Origin of the sequence: Buttiauxella gaviniae, assembly GCF_040786275.1 — a bacterium.
Lineage (GTDB): Bacteria > Pseudomonadota > Gammaproteobacteria > Enterobacterales > Enterobacteriaceae > Buttiauxella > Buttiauxella gaviniae_A.
The window spans coordinates 1084475-1107951 of the sequence record NZ_JBFMVT010000002.1; the positions used below are offsets into that span (position 1 = coordinate 1084475).

Sequence of the window (23477 nt, forward strand, 5' to 3'; positions counted from 1 at the left end):
ACATCTTTCCCGCTCTGGGCAACGACGTTTTGCTGCATTCTACAAAGTTCTAAAATGGCGATACTGAAAGAGATTGCCGCAGCGGGTAGCGCTGACGCTTACCCGACTTACATCAGGGGAAACCCATTGGTTTCCCCTTTATTTTTATGCGTAACTCTGCGCTTTTTTCGGGAATACAAACAGCGCGACGATCGGAGAGACAACCATTAGCGCAAACACCCAGATAAAGCCCATCGTGAAACCGCCGGTGGCATCGATTGACCAGCCGATCAACTGGCTGTTGGCGGTCGCGATACCGAAGGTGCACACCCAGAATGTTGACATGGTGTAGGTTACGGTTTGGGTATTGGCACCTTTTAGCATCTCTTTCGGAATGGAGAAGATAAAGGCAAACCAGGTCGCAAACACAAAACCAGTCAGGAACGAACAGACCAGAATCAGAATGTCATTGGTCGCGAACAGCATGACGAAGGTGGTAATCGCCATTACGATACTGGTGCTAAACAGCCAGTTTTTGTAATGGAAGCCTTTAGATTTGCAGAACGGGCCAACGATTGCCCCAAGCATAATCCCTACCTGGTTTACGGTGCCGCTCAAATGAGCATGCGATTCCGGTGGAAGATGTGCGTATTTTGCGTAATACAACGGCAAGAAGGTGAACATGAAAATCATCATGATCATCGCCCCGGTATATTGGGCAATCATCCCCCACACCACGCGATTAAAAATAGCATCTTTCATGACGCGCATTTTATCTACGCTGCCATCCTGCTGCGCCTGGCTCGCTGAAACTTCTTCGTCAGAGAAGAAGATGAACCAGACCGCGCCCAGCACCAGAGTAATCGCACCATAAACCGCCAGCAGATTTCTCCAGCCACCGAAATAGAGCGACAGGCTACCCGCCAGCGTCAGCGCAATGATAGTGCCGATAATATTGGAGGTGCAGTTCAGGCTGTTGAGCGCAGAGGCGGTTTTGTTATCAAAGTAGCGCGCGACGGTTGGCACCAGTGAAACCAGGCAAATTGCGCCTCCCAGGCCTCCCATAAAACGAATGACTAACAGCAAGTCAAAATTATTGGTCCACGGGATGAATACCGATAACCCCGTCAACACGCAGCCAAGAAGGTAGGATTTCTTTGCACCAAGCTGGGCGGTAAGAACGGACGTGCCGAAAGCACCGAGGATTTTCGCCCACAGGATGACGTTCGACATCAATGCGGCATGAGAAACATCGATATTAAAATCAGCCATGATTTGCGGCATGACCGCGCCAGTTGTTGCCCAGGCCGCACCAAAAACCAGGTAAACGGCATACAGAACAAACTCAATTATCCACTTATTCACGCAGCAACCTCATCAGCACTTAACGCAACAATTTCTAAAAGCATTTCGCTTGCCAGGCGCAAAGATTCTGCTGGCAGGAACTCTTTAGTTGAGTGGAAATTATGAGCGCCGGTAAAGATGTTTACCGTCGGCAGACCCGCAGGCGTGATGACGCTGCCGTCATATCCACCACGCATAATTAGCGGCTTCGGTTCAATTCCCAGGTTCGCCATAGCTTGCTGAACGCTGGCGATAATCGCCGGTTTTTTATCCAGACCCGCTTTAACATTATCGTAGATATCCGATAATTCCATGGTAATATTTTCCTGACCATAGCGATTTTGCAGTTTTTCAGTAATAGCCTGCAGGGTCGCTTTTCTATTTTGATAGCCGTCGATTTCGAAATCACGCAATGCAATTTCAAGCGTAGCGCTGACGGTATTACCCGACATTTTATTAACCCAGAAATAACCTTCACGCCCTTCTGTTAATTCTGGTCGTTCATTTTCAGGTAAAGCGTTAATAACTTCGTTAGCAATTAACAAAGCATTTACTAATTTTCCTTTGGCACTCATTGGGTGAGCGGTAACACCTTTGAAGGTCATTTTTGCACTGCCCGCATACCAGTTTTCAATAACGTATTCCCCGATGCCGCAGCAATCCAGGCAAATACCAAAATCAGCATTCAACTGCGCCACGTTTAATGCTTTGGCTCCGCGAATACCAATTTCTTCATCGGGTAATAACACGAGTTTAATATCGCCATGTTTGAAGTCAGGCGTCGCTATCATGTAGCGAATGGCTTCGACCGCCGCCGCGATAGCCGCCTTGTCATCAGCCCCCAGAAGGCTTGTGCCATCGGTGGTAATGATGTCCTGGCCAACATAGTTCAACAATTCCGGGAACGCCTCAACGGCAATCAGCTCGCCTGAGGCGGGAAGCACAATATCGGTCCCATCATACTTTTGCACGCGGATAGCATGCGTGTCACCAGTGTGATCGGGTGCGGTATCCAGGTGTGCGAAGAAGACAATCGATGGCATTCCTGTGCAGTTTGCCGGAAGGCTTAGAACAGTAATGGCATTATCATTAATCGTGGTTTCGACGGTGCTTTCAGCGGCAAACTCACCGGCAACTAATTGCGCTAATTTGTACTGATTTTCGCAGCTTGGGAGATGTTGATTTTCTGGAACGGAAGTGGTGTTAATTGTTGTATACCTGATAAAGGTATCTATTATTTGGTTTGCGTTAATACGTATTGTCATTATTGGCTATTTACCATTCATATTATAAATATATCTCCATGGCATTATTAGTCAGGAAAATTGAAAGGGAGGTGATAAAGATCAAGCGGGATTCTAATTATTAGCAGCCAAACAGATGCCTGGCTGCTGAAAATTAACAGGAGGGTTTACTGCCAGCCGGTGGTAAGTAGCGTTGCGGATCGATAGCTGTCGCGCGGTAACGAATCTGGAAGTGCAGATTGACCGAGTCTGAACCGCTGCTGCCCATGGTGGCAATTTTCTGCCCTGCGCTGACTTTCTGGCTGGTGTTTACGAGTGTGGTTTCATTGTGAGCGTAGGCTGTGATGTAGTCTTCACTGTGTTTAATCATCACTAAGTTGCCGTAACCCCGAAGCTGGTTTCCGACATAGACCACCGTTCCGGCAGCGGAGGCGTAAATGGGTTGCCCGCGCTTACCCGCGATATCAATGCCTTTGTTGCCGCCGTCGCTATTGGAGAAAGGCTCAATCACCTTGCCCGTTGTTGGCCACAGCCAGCATTTTGAGCCAACAGGCGGGGCTGCGACACTTGCGACACTGCTCGCAGAAGATGCACGTGGCTTAGACGTTTTCGCAACGGCTGTTTTTTTCGATGACGAAGAACTGGAACTGCCTTTGACGCGCAATTTTTGCCCGATTTCAAGGGTGTACGGAGCGGAAATGCCATTGAGACGCGCCAGTTCACCGACGCTTGAGCCGGTCATACGTGAGATACGGGAGAGCGTGTCGCCACGTTTTACGGTATAAACCGAACCACTGTAGCTGCCTGCGGATGCTTTAGAAGTACTCGCTTTATTGGATGAGCAAGCGACGAGTAACAGGCCCATGAGCAAGACAACGGCTTTGGGGGCCCACTTTCTGATTGTGCATTCCTTGCGCACACTAATCCTCTGAATGCGTTAAATAAAATGAAGAAGTTCCTCCCCGAAGGGAGGAACCAGAACGTCTTACTTAACCGGACGCAGAGCCGGGAACAGGATAACGTCGCGAATGGTGTGGCTGTCGGTGAACAGCATAACCATACGGTCGATACCAATACCCAGACCCGCCGTTGGTGGCAAGCCGTGCTCCAGTGCAGTCACGTAGTCTTCGTCGAAGAACATCGCTTCGTCGTCACCTGCGTCTTTGGCAGAAACCTGGTCTGCAAAGCGCTGCGCCTGATCTTCTGCATCGTTAAGCTCAGAGAAGCCGTTACCGATTTCACGGCCGCCGATGAAGAACTCAAAGCGGTCAGTGATTTCTGGGTTTTCGTCATTACGACGCGCCAGCGGGGAAACTTCTGCCGGGTATTCAGTGATGAAGGTCGGCTGAATCAGATGGCTTTCTGCCACTTCTTCAAAGATCTCAGTTACTACGCGGCCCAGACCCCAGCTCTTCTCAACTTTAATGCCGATAGACGCTGCGATTTCCAGTGCTTTTGCCATATCGTCCAGATCTGCAATATCAGTTTCCGGACGGTATTTTTTGATCGCTTCACGCATGGTCAGTTTTGCGAACGGCTGGTCGAAGTCAAAAATCTCTTCGCCATATTTCACCTGCGCGGTACCCAGCACGTCGTGTGCCAGAGTACGGAACAAGGATTCGGTCAGTTCAATCAGATCTTTGTAATCCGCATACGCCATGTAGAGTTCCATCATGGTGAACTCTGGGTTGTGACGCGGCGAAATCCCTTCGTTACGGAAGTTACGGTTGATCTCGAAGACGCGATCGAAGCCACCTACCACCAGACGTTTCAGATACAGTTCCGGCGCAATACGCAGGTACATATCGATGTCCAGCGCATTGTGGTGAGTGATAAATGGACGGGCAGAGGCACCGCCAGGAATCACCTGCATCATTGGCGTTTCAACTTCCATAAAGCCACGCTCTACCATGAAGTTACGAACGCCAGCCATGATTTGCGAACGGATTTTAAAGGTGTTGCGGGATTCGTCGTTAGAGATCAGATCCAAATAACGTTGGCGATAACGCGCTTCTTGATCCTGCAGGCCGTGGAATTTATCCGGCAGCGGGCGCAGAGCTTTGGTCAGCAGACGCAGTTCAGTACAGTGAATAGAAAGCTCACCGGTTTTAGTTTTGAACAGTTTGCCGCGCGCGCCAAGGATGTCACCGAGGTCCCACTTTTTGAATTGCTCGTTGTAGATGCCTTCTGGCAGGTCATCGCGCGCAACGTAAAGCTGAATGCGGCCGCCAACATCTTGCAGGGTAACGAAAGACGCTTTACCCATAATACGACGTGTCATCATACGACCGGCAACGGCCACTTCGATGCCCAGTTCTTCCAGCTCTTCGTTTTCTTTAGCGTCGAAGTCAGCGTGCAATTGGTCTGAGGTATGATCGCGACGGAAGTCATTTGGGAAAGGGATGCCCTGCTCACGCAGGCCAGCCAGCTTCTCACGGCGAGATTTCAGTTCATTATTTAGATCGACCGCTTCGGTGCCCTGTGCTTGTTGTTCAGACATGTTGGTTCCTCATAACCCTGCTTTCAAACTTGCTTCGATAAATTTGTCCAGATCGCCATCCAGTACCGCCTGCGTGTTACGGGTTTCTACACCGGTACGCAAGTCTTTGATACGGGAGTCGTCAAGGACGTAAGAACGAATCTGGCTGCCCCAGCCGATATCCGATTTGTTGTCTTCGAGCGATTGCTTCTCAGCATTTTTCTTTTGCATTTCCAGCTCGTACAACTTCGCCTTCATCTGCTTCATCGCCTGATCTTTGTTCTTATGCTGCGAACGATCGTTCTGGCACTGGGTCACAGTGTTGGTTGGAAGATGGGTAATACGTACCGCAGATTCTGTACGGTTAACGTGCTGACCACCCGCGCCAGATGCGCGATAAACGTCGATACGCAGATCGGCCGGATTGATTTCGATATCAATATCATCATCCACTTCTGGATAGATAAAGGCCGAGCTAAAGGAGGTATGGCGACGGCCACCGGAATCGAACGGGCTCTTACGCACCAGGCGATGAACGCCAGTTTCAGTACGCAACCAGCCAAATGCATATTCACCCTGAATGCGAATGGTCACGGATTTAATACCGGCAACTTCACCTTCAGACTCTTCAATAATTTCGGTTTTGAAGCCACGTGCTTCTGCCCAACGCAGATACATACGCATCAACATGCTGGCCCAGTCTTGCGCTTCGGTGCCGCCAGAACCCGCCTGAATATCGATATAGCAATCAGCGCTGTCATACTCGCCGGAGAACATACGACGGAATTCCAGCTGTGCCAGTTTGGCTTCCAGCTGATCTAACTCAACAACGGCTTCGTTGAAGGTTTCTTCGTCGTCGGCTTCAATGGCCAGTTCCAGCAGGCCGGAGACATCTTCAAGGCCCTGCGTCATTTGGTCTAATGTTTCGACAATCGCTTCCAGCGCGGAACGCTCTTTACCTAACGCTTGTGCGCGTTCAGGTTCGTTCCACACATCGGGCTGTTCCAGCTCTGCGTTTACTTCTTCCAGGCGCTCTTTCTTGGCATCGTAGTCAAAGATACCCCCTAAGAACGTCGCTGCGCTCTGTGAGGTCCTGGATGCGGTTTTTTACCGGGTTAATTTCAAACATGGTCTTTATTATCTTATGTTGGGGACTAAGACGAAAATGCGGTCGTAAACCGGAAAGTTTACCGGATTTACGACGTTTTTTATAGCATTCCCTGGCTTTAAATAGCCAAGTAATTGGTGTTGCAGCAAGGCGACCAGGGAGCTCATCCCGATGAGCTTACTTTAGTAACTGATTCGGGTGAGTAAGTGCAGTTAACGCCGCTGCAGCGTCCAGAACGCAGGCTATATAGGCCAAATATGATCGATGAGAAGTTGCACGCTTCGGTTGCCGCGGAATTCGTTTACGTCGAGCTTGAAGGCCAGCTCCACTTCACGCACGCCGTTATCCGGCCAGTATGCGGTATCTACGTTAAAGGCAATGCCGTCGATAAGCGGCCCGCCGCCGATGGGCTCAACCATGACTTTGAGGTGGCGCTCGCCCACCAACCGCTGCTGTAACAGGCGGAACTTTCCGTCAAAGAGTGGCTCCGGGAACATCTGCCCCCACGGCCCGGCATCACGCAGCATCTCGGCGGTTTCCAGCGTCATCTCTTGCGCGCTGAGTGCACCATCAGACCAAACCACACCCTGAAGTAGCGCGGGGTCGAGCCATTCACCTACCAGATCGCCAAAGCGCTGACGGAACTCTTCAAATTTCGGCTCTTCCAGGGATAAACCCGCCGCCATGGCGTGGCCACCGAATTTCAGCATTAAGCCAGGGTACAAGGTATCAAGGCGTTCAAGGGCATCGCGCATATGCAAACCTTGCACCGAACGTCCGGAACCTTTAAGCGTGCCGTCTCCCGCTGGGGCAAAGGCGATAACCGGGCGGTTAAAGCGTTCTTTAATGCGTGAAGCCAGAATCCCGACCACACCCTGATGCCATTCTGGGTGGTACATCGCAAGGCCATAAGGCAGCTCGTCATGGTTACGTTCGAGTTGCTGGCATAGCGTCAGCGCTTCGACCTGCATACCCTGCTCAATTTCTTTTCGCGTCTGATTTAACGCGTCCAGTTCATTGGCAAGCATGCGCGCTTCGCCGATGTTTTCGCTCAGCAATAAAGCAACGCCAACGGACATATCATCCAGACGCCCCGCCGCATTCAGGCGCGGGCCAAGAGCAAAACCTAAGTCGCTTGCGGCTAATTTTTGCGGCTCACGGTTGGCGACTTCGAGCAGCGCTTTTATACCCGGCCGGCATTTCCCCGCACGAATGCGGCTCAGACCCTGCCAGGTCAAAATACGGTTATTGGTATCGAGCGGTACAACGTCTGCAACCGTACCCAACGCCACCAAATCCAGCAGTTCCGCCACGTTGGGAATCGCCAGCCCTTGCTGTTCGAACCAGCCGCAGTCGCGTAAATGGGTGCGCAGCGCCAGCATTAAATAGAAGGCAACGCCCACGCCCGCGAGAGCTTTTGAAGGGAACTCACAGTCAACCAGATTCGGGTTGATGATAGCTTCTGCCGCCGGAAGTTCTGGCCCCGGCAAATGGTGGTCAGTTACCACGACCGGAATGCCCAGCTCATGCGCACGCTCAACGCCGCTATGAGATGAGATGCCGTTATCGACGGTCAAAATCATTTGTGCGCCGCGAGCATGGGCTTGATCCACCACTTCCGGGCTCAGGCCATACCCATCTTCAAAACGATTTGGAACGAGATAACTGACATTTTGGCAGCCGAGACTACGCAGACCCAGAACGCTTAGCGCTGTGCTGGTCGCGCCATCGGCATCAAAATCGCCCACGACGATAATGCGCAGGCCTTCGCGGAAAGCGTTGTGTAGCAGCTCAACGGCTTTATCCATACCAGATAATTGCTGCCACGGAAGCATGCCTTTCACGCTACGCTCCAGGTCTTGCTCACCGCGCACGCCTCGACTGGCGTAAAGGCGCTTTAAAAGCGGATGCAGTTGCTGGGATAACACCACTGATTCATCGACTACACGGCGGCGAAGTTGAGTTTGCTGTTTCACCCGTTAACTACCCACCGATGTTCGTAAGTTGCTGGTGCGCATCCAACATTTGCTTCATCTCTTTCGGCCCCTGATAGCCTGGGATCACTGTACCGTTGCTCAACACAATGGCCGGGGTTCCCTGAATGCCAAACTGCACGCCGAGGTTATAGTGATTCGCAATATTGGTGTTACAGGTAGCCCCCGCGACAGCCTCGCCTTTCATGGCGGCATCAAATGCTTTATTGCGATCTTTTGCACACCAAATCGCTTTCATATCGCTTTCAGTCTGACTTTGCAGACCCTGGCGAGGGAAAGCCAAATAACGCACGGTAATCCCCAATGCGTTGTAGTCTTTCATCTCTTCATGCAGCTTATGGCAGTAGCCACAGGTGATGTCGGTAAACACGGTAATGACGTGTTTCTCTTGCGGCGCTTTGTAGACGATCATCTCTTTTTCGAGGGCGTTAAGTTTGCCCACCAGCAAGGTGTTGGTGACGTTAACCGGCTGCGCGCCGCTCACATCGTACAGCGGGCCCTGAATAATATGTTTACCGTCTTCAGTCACATACAGAACACCGCTGTCGGTCAGTACCGTTTTCATCCCCGCAACCGGTGCGGACTGAACGTCAGCATTTTGCACGCCTAACTTAGCCAGAGACTGCTTGATCGCTGCATCGTCAGCATGAACAAAACCGGACACGGAGACCGCGAATATTGAGAGCAGCCACAAACGCTTTTTCATGATGATTCCTTATCTTCTGCCACTCACGCTCGTGGGTGGTGCTGTTGATGTAGCTGGCGCAAGCGCTCTGTCGCTACATGCGTATAAATTTGGGTGGTGGACAAATCGCTATGTCCAAGCAACATCTGTACGACTCGCAGATCCGCACCATGGTTCAGTAAATGTGTGGCAAAAGCATGCCGAAGAACGTGGGGCGAGAGCTTTTCGCTGTCTATTCCGGCCTGCACTGCGTAATGCTTAATGCGGTGCCAGAATGTCTGGCGCGTCATCTGCTGCGCACGGTTGCTCGGGAATACCACATCAATCGACACCCCATTGAGTAACCACGGGCGGCCATGTTCCAGGTAGTTTTCCACCCAGTAAACGGCTTCTTCCCCCATAGGTACCAGGCGCTCTTTATTGCCTTTACCGATAACGCGCACCACGCCCTGGCGTAGACTGACGTCACTCATGGTCAGGCCGACTAACTCCGAGACGCGTAGACCTGTAGCATACAATAATTCAAGCATCGCTTTGTCTCGCAGCTCAATAGGCTGATCGATACAGGGTGCCTGGAGCAGACGCTCAACCTGCGCTTCGCTTAAATCTTTCGGCAAACGCTGTGGTAACTTGGGCGATGAGAGCATGACGCTCGGGTCGTCTTCACGCAATTTTTCACGGTAGAGGTACTGAAACAGCCGACGCATCGCGCTTAGCATGCGTGCCGAGCTCGTTGCTTTATAGCCGCCTTCAAGGCGTTCAGCAAACAGTGATTGCAAATCGCCGGTTTGCACGTTTAGCAAATTCAAATCATGACGTGCCAGCCACTCCGCCACCATATTCAGATCCCGGCGATAGGAGTCTAACGTGTTTTGTGCCAGATTCCGCTCAAGCCAGAGCGCATCAAGAAATTGTTCGATTCGGGCCTGATCCTGTTCCACAACAGCCTCACTTTTGGTGAATTGTGTCCATTATGCATGATGCACAATGGGATCTGATACACTTGCCATCCTGCACGTTTTTAAAAGAGTTGTTAACGCGATGAACATTGGCCTTTTTTATGGCTCCAGCACTTGTTACACCGAAATGGCTGCCGAAAAAATTCGTGACATCATTGGCCCTGAACTGGTGACGCTGCACAATCTGAAAGATGATTCACCTGCCATGATGGAACAGTACGATGTGTTGATTCTCGGCATCCCTACCTGGGATTTCGGCGAAATACAGGAAGACTGGGAAGCCATCTGGGATCAGTTGGATACGCTGAATCTTGAAGGTAAACCCGTTGCGCTTTATGGCATGGGCGATCAGCTCGGCTACGGTGAATGGTTCCTTGATGCACTGGGTATGCTGCACGATAAACTTGCCCCACGAGGCGCTCAGTTTATTGGCTATTGGCCAACCGAAGGCTATGAATTTACTAGCCCAAAACCAGTCATTGCCGACGGGCAGTTGTTCGTAGGCTTAGCGCTTGATGAAACCAATCAGTACGATTTAAGCGATGAGCGAATCCAAAACTGGTGCGAGCAAATTCTTGCAGAAATGGCCGAGAAGTTTGCCTGATTCAGGCTTAAACTTCGCCGCTCCCGCTCGCCTGTTGTTGCAGCATCAGGCGGCGTAAATCTCGCCATTCGCCGGTATCCATGCTGTCAGCAGATAACCATAAATGCTGGCAGCGTTTACGACCTATACGGCGTAAACGCAGCATCATGCCACTGCGTAATACCCACGGCGTTCCCACGATTTCCCACTCCTGATTTTGCCAGCGTAGGTGATAATCGGTCAGGATTTTCATTTCACCCTGGCAGGCGTGAATGCGACGCTGACTGCGCACACTGTCAAAAACAACCAGTGAAAGCAGCAGCATCCAGATTAGCGTATAGCTCATCGGCCACGGCATCAGAAGCACAAACAGTGCAATAAGACCATGAACCAATAGTGAGAGCCATTGCGCCCGCCAGGAGACGCGGAGATCAGATTGCCACAGGACCACGTTCTTTATTCCGTGTCTGAATCAGTGTCACCATCCGTTGCAGCTCTGTATCTGCCGGTTTGCCATGATTCATTAACCAATTGAACAGGTCAGGATCATCACTTTCCAGTAAACGGACAAACAACTGTTTATCCTCAGGGCTTAACGAGTCATATTCATATTCGAAGAACGGCATAATAGAAATATCCAGCTCGCGCATTCCTCGGCGGCACGCCCAATGAATTCGGGCTTTGTTATTGATATCCATGTGCTCTTTCCTGGTTATCTGACAAAGAAGGTACAAATCTTAGTGTAACGTGTTTTCTCTGCACGCATTATACGAATGTTACCGTTTGCGCGCGTTATCGTGAGAAATTTATGCAATGCGTTGCTGTTGCATTAAGCTTGCGAGAAATCTCGTAAGCGCACGATTCGCCTTATCAAACTGCTTGCATTGGTTAATGGCTCTTTTACCATTGAGCCAATACATCTGCTCAACAACCTGGGACATAACTATGGCTTTCACTCCATTTCCTCCACGTCAGCCTACAGCCGCAGCCCGCCTGCCGCTAACACTCATGACGCTTGACGATTGGGCACTGGCGAACGTGACGGGCAACGATGCAGAAACTTATTTGCAAGGCCAGGTCACGGCTGATGTTGCACAGCTGGCGGCTAACCAGCACACCCTTTGCGCGCACTGTGACGCGAAAGGGAAAATGTGGAGCAACCTGCGCCTGTTCCGTCGCGGCGAAGGTTTTTCCATCATTGAACGCCGTAATCTGCGTGATGCGCAGCTTGTTGAATTGAAAAAATATGCGGTGTTTTCCAAAGTCACTATTGTCGCTGACGATGAAAGCGTGCTTCTGGGACTCGCCGGTTTCCAGGCTCGCGCAGCACTCGCCAATGTGTTCACCACACTGCCTGATGCAGAAAATCCTGTCGTACAAGAAGGTGGCACTACGCTGCTGTGGTTTAACCTTCCAGCCGAGCGTTTCATGTTGGTTACTGATGAATCTACCGCACAGGCATTAGCTGAAAAATTGCAGGGCGAAGCCCAACGTAATGATAGCCAACAATGGCTGGCGCTGGAGATTGAAGCCGGTATCCCGGTCATCGAACCGGTGAACAGCGCGCAGTTTATTCCGCAGGCGACCAATCTTCAGGCGCTTGGCGGTATCAGCTTCAAAAAAGGCTGCTACACCGGCCAGGAAATGGTGGCACGTGCGAAGTTTCGTGGCGCGAATAAGCGTGCGCTGTGGTTCCTCGCAGGCAAAGCCAGCCGCTTACCTGAAGCAGGCGAAGATTTAGAACTGAAAATGGGTGATAACTGGCGTCGTACCGGCACCGTGTTGGCTGCCAGCCAGCTTGATGATGGCCGTGTATTGGTTCAGGTTGTTATGAACAACGATCTGGAAGCCGACAGCGTATTGCGTGTGCGCGACGATAACGGCAGCGAGCTGGTTATTGAGCGTCTACCTTACTCCCTGGAAGACGAACAATAACAAATACTTAAACGTCGCTCCCGAATGCGGGGGCGACAGGCATTAATGAATATAAAGATAGATCGCGAGGAAGTGGCACACGCTGCCGCCGAGTACAAAACCGTGCCAGATTGCATGATTATAGGGGATACGCTTGCAGACGTAGAAAATTACCCCCAATGAATAAATCACGCCGCCGACGGCTAATAACGTAATACTGCCAGCGTCTAACTTCATTGCCAGTTGATAGACCACAGCCAGAGACAGCCAGCCCATCAGCAGATAAGTCACAAGCGAGAGCACTTTAAAGCGATGTGCAATCGTCAGTTTGAACAGAATCCCCAGCAGTGCCAGGCCCCATATCACCACCATCATGATGTGGGCAAAAGGCGAGTCCAGCCCAACAAGTAAAAATGGTGTGTAAGTACCCGCTATCAAAAGGTAAATTGCGCAGTGGTCAAATTTCTTCAGCCATCGTTTGGCGCGTTGATGGGGAATGGCGTGATACAGCGTTGAGGCAAGAAACAGCAAAATCATGCTGCCACCGTACAAGCTGTAGCTGGTTATCGCCGTTACGCTCGCGTTGCTATCAACCGCCTGTATCAGTAGCAAAACCAGCCCGACAATCCCAAACACTAGCCCAATACCGTGGCTAATACTGTTGGCGATCTCCTCCGCCAGTGAATATCCTTTCGTTACCAATGGTTTGTCAGCCATAAGGCTACTCCCGGTGAGACAAAAGATAGAAAATGCATCCCATCTAGCATAACTGAGAATGATTCCAGCTAACACATGTACGCCAAAATAAATCCATAACATGTAATAACCATAACCCTACAATTTATACATGAATATCCAACAAGTTCTGAACCACAATGCATGGGTGGGCGAAAGCTGGCCCGAATTATGGCAACATGTCGTTGGTCATTTATATTCAGCGTAATAAAAGAGTGGGTTACGATAAGCCCCTTCCCAATCGGAACATTCAGGAAAACCTACCATGTTCACTCATGCGGCAATTGCTAATCTCAACGGACTGGAAATGATGGTCTACAACTTTGTCATTAAGAACCGCGACAAAGTGATGTACATGACTATCCGCGAATTAGCCGATGCGGCGGGGGTTTCTACGACTACCGTGCTGCGCTTTTGCCGCAAGCTGAATTGTGAAGGGTATTCTGAATTTCGCGTTCGTTTTAAATTATATCTTGAACAAAATGATGAGCAGTTAGTTAATTTTGGCCCGTGTGAAATTATCAGCTTTTTTAAAAGTACTAATAATGAAGAGTTCGATAATTTAATCGATCAGGCCGTTGATATTATTTGCTCCTCCGAACGTATTATATTTGTCGGCGCAGGGACATCAGGTGCATTAGCAAAATATGGGGCACGTTTCTTTTCTAACGTCGGGAAATTTAGCAATCATATTGATGACCCCTATTTCCCTGTCACTAATGATATGGCAAAAAACGCGCTGGCAATTGTACTTTCGGTATCCGGTGAAACCGAAGAGATTTTGCGTTTCGCCAGCCAGTTCAGCCTGCACAACTGCAAAGTGCTCTCCATCACCAGCCATGAAAACTCAGCTCTGGCGAAGCTTGCCGACTTTAACATCTCCTGGCATATTCCTCTGACGCGCGTTGCCGGGGTGTATGACATCACGACACAAATTCCTGTCATTTATATTTTAGAGACCATCGGCCGTAAATTGGCTAAGAAAATGGCATAAAAAAACAGCCTGTTTTTTACGTGTAACAAATCACATTAACCGTGATTTGTTATATCGTGACAATTAAATCTCATTTGTTAGACTCCCCATCAGAGCTTATTACCGCAACGCTATTGTGTGACTTACCGCACATTAATAATGGCGCTAACAGTGAGATTAAAAAATATGAAAAAACTGACCTTACCAAAAGACTTTTTATGGGGCGGCGCCGTTGCTGCGCACCAGGTTGAAGGCGGCTGGAACAAAGAAGGTAAAGGCCCAAGTATTTGTGATGTGCTCACCGGTGGTGCCCACGGTGTACCTCGCGAAATCACTCAGGAAGTCGTGCCTGGCAAATATTATCCTAACCACGAAGCCATCGACTTCCACGGTCATTACAAAGAAGACATCGCGCTGTTAGCCGAAATGGGCTTCAAATGCTTCCGCACCTCTATCGCCTGGACGCGCATTTTCCCGAAAGGTGACGAGCAGCAGCCGAACGAAGAAGGCCTGAAGTTCTACGACGACATGTTCGATGAGCTATTGAAGTACAACATCGAGCCGGTTATCACCCTCTCCCACTTTGAGATGCCGCATTACCTGGTCACCGAATACGGTGGCTGGACCAACCGTAAAGTGGTCGATTTCTTTGTTCGTTTTGCTGAAGTGGTGTTTGAGCGCTACAAGAGCAAAGTGAAATACTGGATGACTTTTAACGAGATCAACAACCAGCGTAACTGGCGTGCACCGCTGTTTGGCTACTGTTGCTCTGGGGTGGTTTACACCGAACATGACAACCCTGAAGAAGTGATGTACCAGGTTCTGCATCACCAGTTTGTGGCCAGCGCCATGGCGGTGAAAATTGGCCATCGCATCAATCCTGAAACGAAAATCGGCTGTATGTTAGCGATGGTGCCGCTCTATCCGTTCTCCTGTAAACCAGAAGACCAGATGTACGCTCAGGAATCCATGCGTGAACGCTATGTCTTTACCGATGTGCAACTGCGCGGCTACTACCCATCTTATGTACTGAACGAGTGGGAACGCCGCGAGTTCAACATCAAAATGGAAGCCGGTGACGAGCAAATTCTGCGTGAAGGCGTGTGCGATTACCTCGGCTTTAGTTACTACATGACAAACGCGGTGAAAGCCGACGGTGGCAGCGGTGATGCGTTATCCGGCTTCCAGGGTAGCGTGCCAAACCCACACGTAAAAGCCTCCGACTGGGGTTGGCAGATTGACCCGGTTGGCCTGCGCTACGCGTTGTGCGAACTCTACGAACGCTACCAGAAACCACTATTTATCGTCGAAAACGGTTTTGGTGCCTACGACAAAGTAGAAGAGGACGGCTCAATCAATGACGACTACCGCATCGACTATCTGAAAGCGCACGTTTCCGAGATGGTGAAAGCGGTCACTTACGATGGCGTAGATTTGATGGGTTACACCCCTTGGGGCTGTATCGACTGCGTTTCGTTCACCACGGGTCAGTACAGCAAGCGCTACGGCTTTATCTATGTAAACAAGCACGACGACGGCACCGGGGATATGTCTCGTTCACGCAAGAAAAGTTTTAACTGGTACAAAGAAGTGATTGCCAGCAACGGCGAAAATCTTTAATTGCCAGAGCTTATGTTAGCCCCGTTCGCGGGGCTTTTTCATTTAGATCGGTAAACCAAATCGGAAACAGGCTCCGGTTTCAGGTCTTTCCACAAGCGTAATATCGCTGCCGTGGAGCTGGAGCATCTGGCGCACAATCATCAATCCTAGCCCTCCGCCCCTCAGCTGTGACTGGCTGGCAATGGACGGGCGAACAAATAGCCCCTCTTTTAATTCCTGCGCCACTCCCGGCCCGTTATCGCTGACCTGCACCAGCACTTTTTCGCCTTCCGCCCACAGGCGCACCGAGATGATCCCTTTTTCCGGGGCATGGCGAATGGCATTATCAAGAAGATTGGTGAGAACACGTTCGATCATACCAACATCCGCATCAATCATCGGCAGACCAGGCTCAATGTCCACCAGCATTTGTTGCTGACGGGTCTGTGCGGCCAGCTCGAATTTCTGGAACACATCCTGCAAAAGTTCGCTCAGGGAGAAATGCTCTTTTTGTGGTTTCACCACGCCATATTCCAGACGCGCTAATTCAAACAGCGACTGGGCAAGCGTACGCACTTTCTGGCTTTGCGCTAACGCGATATCCAGATAGCGTTTTTTATCTGAGTCAGACAGTGTCGATGACATCACCGACAGACTTTCCAGATAGCCATGCAGTGAGGTCAACGGCGTGCGTAAATCATGGGAGATATTGGCAATAAACTCGCGGCGGAGCTGGTCTTGTTGCGAAAGCCTGTGCCACTGTTCGGCAATCCGCCGCGCCATCATGACAACGCCCTGGCGCAGCAGACTTATTTCATCTTTATGATGCACGCTTTCCAGAGGTAGCGCCGCCACCGCCTGTATTTCCGCCATTCCTCCCGTTTCCACGGCATTTACCTGGCGTGAGAGCGAACGCAGCGGTCGAGTGATCCAACGAAACGCCAGCCCACCCACGATCAGACCCAACAGGGCGACTAAACTGATTGAAAGCAGAACGATTTTTAATAACGCGTTGAATTGCGCATCGCTATTTAACGCCGTGTATTTTTCACCAAGCAGGATGACGTAAAGATAGCCTTTAATTTGCCCGTCCTGACGCATAGGGGCGACGCTAAACACTTTTTTACCATCCAGACTGCGCGGATCGTCGCCATAAACCGGATATTGATGGTTGTTCAGGGCAGTCTGAACGGGCTGCAAGTCAACACGCTGGCGCTTGATATGCCCGGCAGGTGCGCCATCTCCAACGATATTTCCCTGATTATCCAGGAGATAAACTTCAACGCTTGGATTCACGGCCATAAGATGATCGAACAGCGTGCGCACTGAATCTTTATTGAGCCCATCCTGCCCAAGCAGCGGGTAGCTCTGGTTGATGTGCTGCGCAAGATCGGCTGAAAGTTGTTGGATCACCGCCTGGCTATACTGCGTGCTGGTACGAATTTGCAGCCAGCCCAACAATGAGCAGGAAGCGATAAGCAGCAGCGCAAAAACCAGAGTCAGGCGCTGGGAAAGGGTGAGTTTTCGCATGATTTACTCGCGTGAAGATGCGGTGAATTTATAGCCTTTACCCCATACCGTTAAAATAAATTCGGGTTCGGCGGGGTTATCTTCAATCTTGATGCGTAGCCGGTTGATGTGCGTGTTAACCGTGTGTTCGTAGCCTTCGTGCTGATAGCCCCAAACTTGGTTGAGGAGGTTAAGACGAGAGAAAACTTTGCCAGGATGTTTTGCAAAAAACCATAGCAGATCAAATTCACGCGGCGTCAGCTCTACAGGCTGTTCTCTCAGACGCACATCGCGGGAGAGGGGGTCGATACTCAGCCTTGCAAAAGTGAGCGTGCCTGCGTCCTGCCTCAGGTTTTGGCTCATCGCTTCCTGGCGACGAAACAGCGCTTTAACGCGAGCGACCAGTTCCAGCATTGAGAACGGTTTTGCCAGGTAATCATCTGCTCCCAGCTCCAGGCCTAAAACGCGATGCGTTTCGCTGGATCGCGCACTGATCATCACGATCGGCGTGTAACGCGTCATCGTCCGGGCATGGCGGCAAATCTCCAGCCCATCAACTCCTGGCAGCATGAGATCTAGAATTAACGCATCCCAACCGCCCTGTTTGAGCAATTCCAGCCCCAGGGAACCGTCCGCCGCATGGACAATTTCATAGCCCTCTTTTTGCAGATGTAACTGCAAAAGCTCGGCAATGTTTTCATCGTCTTCAACGATTAGCAGCTTTTTTGACGGATTCACTCGCACGCTCCCACATTTATGTCGTAATGAAAGTCTACACAACAAGCGTCCGGGAAGTTGTCACATTTTGTTGAAGATTGGTGCTATTTCCCGCCAGCCAGATCGAGGAAACTACCCGTGACGTAAGAGGCCTGATCGCTCAGCAGCCAGGCAATCGCCTGCGCGACTTCTTCTGGCTGGCCGCCACGCTTCATGGGTAAGAGATCTTTGACCCGATCGACTCGCCCCGCTTCCCCGCCAGACGCATGCATTTCGGTATAGATAAAACCTGGACGCACACCGTTGACGCGAATACCTTGCGCCGCCACTTCCACAGAAAGCCCGGTGGTCAGCGTATCCACAGCGCCTTTTGAAGCCGCATAATCGACATATTCACCAGGAGCCCCTAAGCGCGACGCTGCCGATGAAACGTTAACAATCGCTCCACCTTTTCCACCATGACGAATGGCCATGCGTTTGACCGCCTCGCGGCAGCAAAGGAAATAGCCGGTAACGTTAGTCGCCAGCACGCGATTAATTCGTTCCGCAGAAAGTTCTTCGATGGTGGATTGTTGAAACAGGATCCCCGCGTTGTTGACCAGGGCGGTCACGGGGCCGAAAGCATTGTCGATTTCGATAAACATCGCCATGACGTGTAATTCATCCGCAATGTCGGCTTTGATGGCAATAGCCTCACCGCCAGCCTCGCGAATAGTGTTAATCACTTCATCCGCAGCCTGCTTGTTGCGTTGATAGTTTACGACGACTTTGTAGCCAGACTGCGCCAACAGTAGCGATGTCGCTTTACCGATACCGCGGCTGCCGCCGGTTACGAGTGCTACGCTCATTTCGACCTCCTTTATGCCCCCAACAGACCCCCACCCAGCCTCCCCCTTGCCAGGGGGAGGAGCTAAAACTACTCCCTCCCCTTGTCAGGGGAGGGTAGTTTCAGAACTTACTGGTATTCGCTCATCGGCACACAAGAGCAGAACAAATTACGGTCACCGAACACATCATCCAGGCGCTTCACCGTCGGCCAGTATTTATTGCCATGGCCTGCCGGGAATACCGCCAGCTCGCGGGTGTACGGATGTGCCCAGTCAGCCACAATCTCATCCTGAGTATGCGGGGCGTTAACCAGCGGGTTATCTTCCAGCGGCCATTCACCACGAGATACGCGGTCGATTTCAGTACGGATTGTCAGCATCGCATCGATAAAGCGATCCAGTTCCAGTTTGCTCTCGGATTCAGTTGGCTCAACCATTAGCGTACCCGCAACCGGGAATGACATGGTTGGCGCATGGAAGCCGAAATCAATCAGTCGCTTAGCAATATCCAGCTCGCTGATGCCCGTCTCTTCCTTCAGTGGGCGAATGTCGAGAATACATTCATGCGCCACGTGACCGCTGCGCCCGGTATAAAGAATCGGGAAAGCAGACTTCAGGCGAGTCGCAATATAGTTAGCATTCAGGATTGCGACCTGGCTTGCTTTCTTAAGACCCTGCGCACCCATCATGCGGATGTACATCCAGCTAATTGGCAGGATAGATGCGCTGCCAAACGGAGCCGCAGAAACCGCCCCCTGCTGAGTCAACATCTCTTCAATTTGCACCACGCTGTGGCCTGGTACGAACGGAGCCAGGTGCGCTTTCACGCCGATTGGCCCCATACCCGGGCCGCCACCGCCGTGTGGAATGCAGAAAGTTTTGTGCAGGTTAAGGTGCGAAACATCTGCGCCGATGTAGCCTGGGGAAGTGATCCCCACCTGGGCATTCATGTTTGCGCCATCCAGATAGACCTGGCCGCCGAACTGGTGAACAATCTGGCACACTTCGCGGATCGTCTCTTCGTACACGCCATGTGTAGACGGGTACGTCACCATGATGCAAGACAGCGCATCTCCCGCTTGCTCAGCCTTAACACGCAGATCGTGAAGATCGATGTTGCCTTGTTTATCGCACGCAACAACCACAACTTCCATGCCCGCCATTTGCGCGGATGCCGGGTTGGTGCCGTGCGCAGAGCTTGGGATCAGGCAAAGATTACGGCTGCCTTCATTGCGGCTTTCGTGGTAGCGGCGAATTGCCAGCAGGCCCGCATATTCACCCTGTGCGCCGGAGTTCGGCTGCATACAAAGCGCGTCGTAACCGGTCAGTTTTACCAGCCAGTCTGAAAGCTGGGCGATCATCTGGTGATAACCTTCCGCCTGGTTTGCCGGGCAGAACGGGTGCAGTTCTGCGAATTCAGGCCAGGTGATGGGGATCATTTCAGCGGCCGCATTTAGCTTCATGGTGCAGGAACCCAGCGGGATCATCGCCTGATTAAGCGCCAGATCTTTACGCTCGAGCGAGTGCATATAACGCATCATTTCGGTTTCGCTGTGGTAGCGATTAAATACCGGATGGGTCAGGATCGCGTCTTCACGCAGCATTTCTGCCGGGATCGACAGGCTGTCGCCCGCCACGTTTTGATCTAATTTATCGATATCCAGGCCGTGGTTTTCGCCCAGCAGCACACCGAACAGCGCCTGCACATCTTCACGCGTGGTCGCTTCATCAAGCGTGATACCCACCGCATTCAGAATGTCGCTGCGTAGGTTGATTTCATTGGCTTCGGCGCGAGCCAGAACGGCGGCTTTATCCGTCACTTCAACACAGAGTGTGTCGAACCAATGTTTGTGGCGCAGTACCAGACCTTTTTGCTGCAGGCCAGCCGCCAGAATATCGGTCAGGCGGTGAATACGCCCTGCAATGCGTTTCAGTCCTGCCGGGCCGTGGAATACCGCGTACAGGCTTGCAATGTTTGCCAGCAAAACCTGAGAAGTACAAATGTTAGAGTTCGCTTTTTCACGGCGGATATGTTGCTCGCGAGTTTGCATTGCCATGCGCAGTGCTGTGCGGCCTGCGGCATCGCGGGATACGCCGATAATACGGCCAGGCATAGAGCGTTTGAATTCGTCGCGGGCGGCAAAGAAAGCGGCATGTGGGCCACCGTAGCCCATTGGCACACCGAAGCGTTGTGCGGAACCAAACACGATGTCTGCACCCTGTTTGCCCGGAGCCGTCAGCAGAACCAGCGTCATAAAGTCAGCGGCAACACTCACGATGACTTTACGTTGTTTCAGCTCGCTAATCAGGGCGCTGTAATCATGCACTTCGCCCGTGGTGCCCACTTGTTGGAGCAGCACACCAAACACATCCTGATGATCCAGCACTTTCGCCGCATCATCGACAATCACGTCAAAGCCAAAGGTTTCAGCGCGGGTACGCACAACGTCCAGCGTTTGCGGGTGAACGTCTGCGGCAACAAAGAAACGGTTAGCGTTTTTCAGTTTGCTGACGCGTTTTGCCATCGCCATGGCTTCAGCCGCTGCGGTCGCTTCGTCGAGCAAAGAAGCAGAGGCGATGTCCAGCCCGGTCAAATCCAGCGTTACTTGCTGGAAGTTAAGCAGCGCTTCGAGACGGCCCTGTGAAACTTCTGGTTGATACGGGGTGTAGGCGGTATACCAGCCTGGGTTTTCCAGCATGTTACGCAGGATCACCGGCGGGGTTTGCACCGCGGTGTAACCCATACCGATATACGTTTTAAAACGCTTGTTACGGCTGGCAATCGTCTTTAATTCAGCCAGGGCCGCGAATTCTGTAGCAGCCTCACCCACCTGTGGTGGCTCGGCGAGCTGGATATCAGCTGGAACGATTGACGCAATCAGCTCGTTTAAAGAACGAGCACCTACCGTCTCCAGCATTTCGTGTTGCTGTTGCGCGTTTGGTCCAATGTGACGGTCGATAAACGCTTCGTGATTTTCAAGCTGACGTAAAGACTGGGTCATGAGCGGTGATTCCTGAAACATGCGGGACTTTAGCGGTGGATGGCGCAAAGCTTATCCACCCTACAAATTCTGAGATGTTTTTCCCCCTCTCTCAGGAGAGGGGGAATAATAAGGATTACTCGTCTTCCAACAGGGCTGCATACGCGGTGGCATCCAGCAAACCGTCCAGCTCGGACTCATCGCTGGCTTTGATCTTAAAGATCCAACCGGCTGCATAAGGCTCGCTGTTAATCAGCTCCGGCGAGTCGCTGAGTTCAGTGTTAACTTCGATGATTTCGCCGCTGATGGGGGCGTAAATATCGGAGGCCGCTTTTACCGATTCGGCTACGGCGCAATCATCACCGGTGCTCACGGTTGAACCCACTTCTGGCAGATCAACAAACACCATATCGCCCAGCAACTCTTGGGCATGCTCGGTGATACCGACGGTGTAAGTCCCATCCGCTTCTTTACGCAGCCACTCATGCTCTTTGCTGTATTTCAATTCGTTCGGCACATTGCTCATTGTTTTTCTCCTGATTTCGAAATTCACTGCGCGACAGCTTTACCGCCGCGAACAAAAATTGGTTTAGTCACTTTTACCGGCATTTCTCGGTTACGGATTTGAACGATAGCGGTTTCGCCAATACCCGCAGGAACACGTGCCAGAGCAATGCTGTAACCGAGCGTAGGCGAGAAGGTTCCGCTGGTAATTACCCCTTCCTGGACGTTACCGGATTCATCTGTAAAACGGACAGGCAGCTCATTACGTAATACGCCTTTTTCGGTCATGATCAAGCCAACGAGCTGGTCAGTTCCTCTTTCACGCTGGAGTTCCAGCGCTTCGCGGCCAATAAAATCACGATCTTCAGGCTGCCATGCGATAGTCCAGCCCATGTTCGCCGCCAGAGGAGAGACGCTCTCGTCCATTTCCTGGCTGTAAAGGTTCATACCGGATTCCAGACGAAGCGTGTCGCGTGCGCCGAGGCCGCAAGGTTTCACGCCAATCTCTACCAGTTGTGCCCAAAACTCGGCCGCTTTTTCATTGGGCATCGCAATTTCATAACCCGCTTCGCCGGTATAGCCGGTCGTCGCAATAAACAGGTCACCGGCCTGAACACCAAAGAATGGCTTCATGCCAGCAACGGCATTGCGTTGCTCTTCAGTAAACAACTGCGCGGCTTTTGCCTGCGCGTTTGGCCCCTGAACGGCAATCAGCGACAGGTCATCGCGCACGGTAACGGAAACGGAGAACGGTTCTGCGTGTTGATTAATCCACGCCAGATCGTTTTCACGTGTTGCGGAGTTCACCACCAGGCGAAAATAGTCTTCCGTCTGGAAATAGATAATCAGGTCATCGATAACACCGCCGGAAGCGTTGAGCATTGCGGTGTAGAGGGCTTTGCCCGGCTGGGTCAGTTTGGCAACGTCGTTGGCGACGAGGTAACGCAGGAATTCGCGGGTGCGGCTGCCTTTCAAATCAACGATGGTCATGTGGGAGACATCAAACATTCCGGCATCGTTGCGCACCGCATGGTGTTCATCAATCTGCGAGCCATAGTGCAATGGCATCATCCAGCCATGGAAATCCACCATACGCGCGCCGCAGAGATTGTGCTGTTCAAACAAAGGGGTCTTTTGAGTCATTTTTTCCTCTTTAACCATCTGGTTGAAAAGCGCTGTTCGCTTTTCTTTTCGTCAGACGAAACCCAGCATCACTACCGATCCGGATAGTGACGCAAACGTTACCTTTTGCCTGAACTTACCACTGAATGAGGGAGTAAACCATAAGGTACAAACGGTCATTGCATTAGCTTATGACCAAAATCAGAGGTGCAGCTTGCAGA

General features: G+C 51.4%; 21 protein-coding genes. 4 read left to right on the forward strand and 17 right to left on the reverse strand.

Translation table 11 applies throughout. From position 1 onward, the window contains the following. Positions 1 to 144: 144 nt before the first annotated feature. The 8 genes from AB1E22_RS05585 to xerD form a co-directional block, all read right to left on the reverse strand. A complete protein-coding gene (locus tag AB1E22_RS05585) occupies positions 145 to 1344 on the reverse strand; it encodes an MFS transporter (RefSeq protein WP_367594446.1) in 1200 nt (399 codons plus the stop codon). Then, on the reverse strand, positions 1341 to 2588 hold the full coding sequence (pepT, locus tag AB1E22_RS05590; protein ID WP_367594447.1) for a peptidase T: 1248 nt from the start codon (positions 2586 to 2588) through the stop codon (positions 1341 to 1343). Before pepT ends, AB1E22_RS05585 begins: the two co-directional genes overlap by 4 nt. Before the next feature lie 133 nt (positions 2589 to 2721). Then, positions 2722 to 3432, reverse strand: a complete 711-nt coding sequence (gene actS / locus AB1E22_RS05595; protein WP_437178373.1) for an amidase activator ActS — start codon at positions 3430 to 3432, stop codon at positions 2722 to 2724. Positions 3433 to 3552: 120 nt separating this feature from the next. Continuing rightward, positions 3553 to 5067 (reverse strand): lysine--tRNA ligase, encoded by a 1515-nt coding sequence (gene lysS, locus AB1E22_RS05600; RefSeq protein WP_367594449.1) that lies wholly within the window; start codon positions 5065 to 5067, stop codon positions 3553 to 3555. A gap of 9 nt (positions 5068 to 5076) precedes the next feature. Beyond that, positions 5077 to 6175 (reverse strand): peptide chain release factor 2 gene (gene prfB / locus AB1E22_RS05605; RefSeq protein WP_367594450.1). Its coding sequence is split into 2 segments (ribosomal slippage): positions 5077 to 6099 and positions 6101 to 6175, totalling 1098 coding nucleotides; the frame shifts between segments, so codons are not numbered across the junction. Between the two features lie 221 nt (positions 6176 to 6396). After that, positions 6397 to 8130, reverse strand: coding sequence for a single-stranded-DNA-specific exonuclease RecJ (gene recJ, locus AB1E22_RS05610; RefSeq protein ID WP_367594451.1), 1734 nt, complete (start codon positions 8128 to 8130; stop codon positions 6397 to 6399). Positions 8131 to 8137: 7 nt separating this feature from the next. Then, a complete protein-coding gene (gene dsbC / locus AB1E22_RS05615) occupies positions 8138 to 8854 on the reverse strand; it encodes a bifunctional protein-disulfide isomerase/oxidoreductase DsbC (protein WP_367594452.1) in 717 nt (238 codons plus the stop codon). 23 nt (positions 8855 to 8877) lie between these two features. Further along, positions 8878 to 9774 (reverse strand): site-specific tyrosine recombinase XerD, encoded by an 897-nt coding sequence (xerD, locus tag AB1E22_RS05620; protein WP_367594453.1) that lies wholly within the window; start codon positions 9772 to 9774, stop codon positions 8878 to 8880. A 100-nt stretch (positions 9775 to 9874) separates the two neighbouring features. On the opposite strand from xerD, the gene fldB reads away from it, so the two are divergent. Further along, positions 9875 to 10396 (forward strand): flavodoxin FldB, encoded by a 522-nt coding sequence (gene fldB, locus AB1E22_RS05625; protein WP_367594454.1) that lies wholly within the window; start codon positions 9875 to 9877, stop codon positions 10394 to 10396. Positions 10397 to 10403: 7 nt separating this feature from the next. On the opposite strand, the gene AB1E22_RS05630 is transcribed toward fldB, so the two are convergent. After that, positions 10404 to 10826: a protein YgfX gene (locus AB1E22_RS05630; RefSeq protein ID WP_367594455.1), complete on the reverse strand. Its 423-nt coding sequence runs from the start codon at positions 10824 to 10826 to the stop codon at positions 10404 to 10406. Then, positions 10807 to 11073: an FAD assembly factor SdhE gene (gene sdhE / locus AB1E22_RS05635; RefSeq protein ID WP_120064912.1), complete on the reverse strand. Its 267-nt coding sequence runs from the start codon at positions 11071 to 11073 to the stop codon at positions 10807 to 10809. The genes AB1E22_RS05630 and sdhE overlap by 20 nt, the downstream gene beginning before the upstream one ends. Positions 11074 to 11320: 247 nt before the next feature. Here sdhE and ygfZ point away from each other — a divergent pair, with 247 nt between their 5' ends. After that, positions 11321 to 12310, forward strand: coding sequence for a tRNA-modifying protein YgfZ (gene ygfZ / locus AB1E22_RS05640; protein ID WP_367594456.1), 990 nt, complete (start codon positions 11321 to 11323; stop codon positions 12308 to 12310). 42 nt (positions 12311 to 12352) lie between these two features. Here the strand turns inward: ygfZ and trhA are convergent, their stop codons facing one another. Next, a complete protein-coding gene (trhA, locus tag AB1E22_RS05645; protein WP_367594457.1) occupies positions 12353 to 13006 on the reverse strand; it encodes a PAQR family membrane homeostasis protein TrhA in 654 nt (217 codons plus the stop codon). A gap of 283 nt (positions 13007 to 13289) precedes the next feature. On the opposite strand from trhA, the gene AB1E22_RS05650 reads away from it, so the two are divergent. Together AB1E22_RS05650 and AB1E22_RS05655 are read left to right on the forward strand one after the other, a co-directional pair. After that, entirely contained in the window at positions 13290 to 14018 is a 729-nt protein-coding gene (locus AB1E22_RS05650; RefSeq protein WP_367594458.1) for a MurR/RpiR family transcriptional regulator, read from the forward strand. Between the two features lie 165 nt (positions 14019 to 14183). Next, positions 14184 to 15617 carry a 6-phospho-beta-glucosidase gene (locus AB1E22_RS05655; protein ID WP_367594459.1) on the forward strand — a complete coding sequence of 478 codons (1434 nt, stop codon included), beginning with the start codon at positions 14184 to 14186 and terminating at the stop codon, positions 15615 to 15617. 42 nt (positions 15618 to 15659) lie between these two features. Here the strand turns inward: AB1E22_RS05655 and AB1E22_RS05660 are convergent, their stop codons facing one another. From AB1E22_RS05660 to gcvT, 6 genes are all read right to left on the reverse strand, one after another. Further along, on the reverse strand, positions 15660 to 17126 hold the full coding sequence (locus tag AB1E22_RS05660) for a sensor histidine kinase (protein ID WP_367594460.1): 1467 nt from the start codon (positions 17124 to 17126) through the stop codon (positions 15660 to 15662). A gap of 3 nt (positions 17127 to 17129) precedes the next feature. After that, positions 17130 to 17843 (reverse strand): response regulator transcription factor, encoded by a 714-nt coding sequence (locus AB1E22_RS05665; protein ID WP_367594461.1) that lies wholly within the window; start codon positions 17841 to 17843, stop codon positions 17130 to 17132. Positions 17844 to 17926: 83 nt separating this feature from the next. Further along, positions 17927 to 18670: an SDR family oxidoreductase gene (locus AB1E22_RS05670; protein WP_367594462.1), complete on the reverse strand. Its 744-nt coding sequence runs from the start codon at positions 18668 to 18670 to the stop codon at positions 17927 to 17929. Between the two features lie 107 nt (positions 18671 to 18777). Next, positions 18778 to 21651 (reverse strand): aminomethyl-transferring glycine dehydrogenase, encoded by a 2874-nt coding sequence (gene gcvP, locus AB1E22_RS05675; protein ID WP_367594463.1) that lies wholly within the window; start codon positions 21649 to 21651, stop codon positions 18778 to 18780. Positions 21652 to 21766: 115 nt separating this feature from the next. Next, positions 21767 to 22156 (reverse strand): glycine cleavage system protein GcvH, encoded by a 390-nt coding sequence (gcvH, locus tag AB1E22_RS05680; protein WP_367594464.1) that lies wholly within the window; start codon positions 22154 to 22156, stop codon positions 21767 to 21769. 23 nt (positions 22157 to 22179) lie between these two features. Further along, positions 22180 to 23277 (reverse strand): glycine cleavage system aminomethyltransferase GcvT, encoded by a 1098-nt coding sequence (gene gcvT, locus AB1E22_RS05685; protein ID WP_367594465.1) that lies wholly within the window; start codon positions 23275 to 23277, stop codon positions 22180 to 22182. Positions 23278 to 23477 lie beyond the last annotated feature (200 nt).

Bases quoted from the DNA above. Each gene is read 5' to 3' on its own strand.
- lysS (WP_367594449.1), bottom strand. From the start codon at position 5,067: ATGTCTGAACAACAAGCACAGGGCACCGAAGCGGTCGATCTAAATAAT.
- gcvH (WP_367594464.1), bottom strand. From the start codon at position 22,156: ATGAGCAATGTGCCGAACGAATTGAAATACAGCAAAGAGCATGAGTGG.
- AB1E22_RS05650 (WP_367594458.1), top strand. From the start codon at position 13,290: ATGTTCACTCATGCGGCAATTGCTAATCTCAACGGACTGGAAATGATG.
- AB1E22_RS05670 (WP_367594462.1), bottom strand. From the start codon at position 18,670: ATGAGCGTAGCACTCGTAACCGGCGGCAGCCGCGGTATCGGTAAAGCG.
- dsbC (WP_367594452.1), bottom strand. From the start codon at position 8,854: ATGAAAAAGCGTTTGTGGCTGCTCTCAATATTCGCGGTCTCCGTGTCC.
- AB1E22_RS05655 (WP_367594459.1), top strand. From the start codon at position 14,184: ATGAAAAAACTGACCTTACCAAAAGACTTTTTATGGGGCGGCGCCGTT.
- actS (WP_437178373.1), bottom strand. From the start codon at position 3,432: ATGGGCCTGTTACTCGTCGCTTGCTCATCCAATAAAGCGAGTACTTCT.
- pepT (WP_367594447.1), bottom strand. From the start codon at position 2,588: ATGACAATACGTATTAACGCAAACCAAATAATAGATACCTTTATCAGG.
- gcvT (WP_367594465.1), bottom strand. From the start codon at position 23,277: ATGACTCAAAAGACCCCTTTGTTTGAACAGCACAATCTCTGCGGCGCG.
- sdhE (WP_120064912.1), bottom strand. From the start codon at position 11,073: ATGGATATCAATAACAAAGCCCGAATTCATTGGGCGTGCCGCCGAGGA.
- trhA (WP_367594457.1), bottom strand. From the start codon at position 13,006: ATGGCTGACAAACCATTGGTAACGAAAGGATATTCACTGGCGGAGGAG.
- fldB (WP_367594454.1), top strand. From the start codon at position 9,875: ATGAACATTGGCCTTTTTTATGGCTCCAGCACTTGTTACACCGAAATG.
- AB1E22_RS05660 (WP_367594460.1), bottom strand. From the start codon at position 17,126: ATGCGAAAACTCACCCTTTCCCAGCGCCTGACTCTGGTTTTTGCGCTG.
- ygfZ (WP_367594456.1), top strand. From the start codon at position 11,321: ATGGCTTTCACTCCATTTCCTCCACGTCAGCCTACAGCCGCAGCCCGC.
- gcvP (WP_367594463.1), bottom strand. From the start codon at position 21,651: ATGACCCAGTCTTTACGTCAGCTTGAAAATCACGAAGCGTTTATCGAC.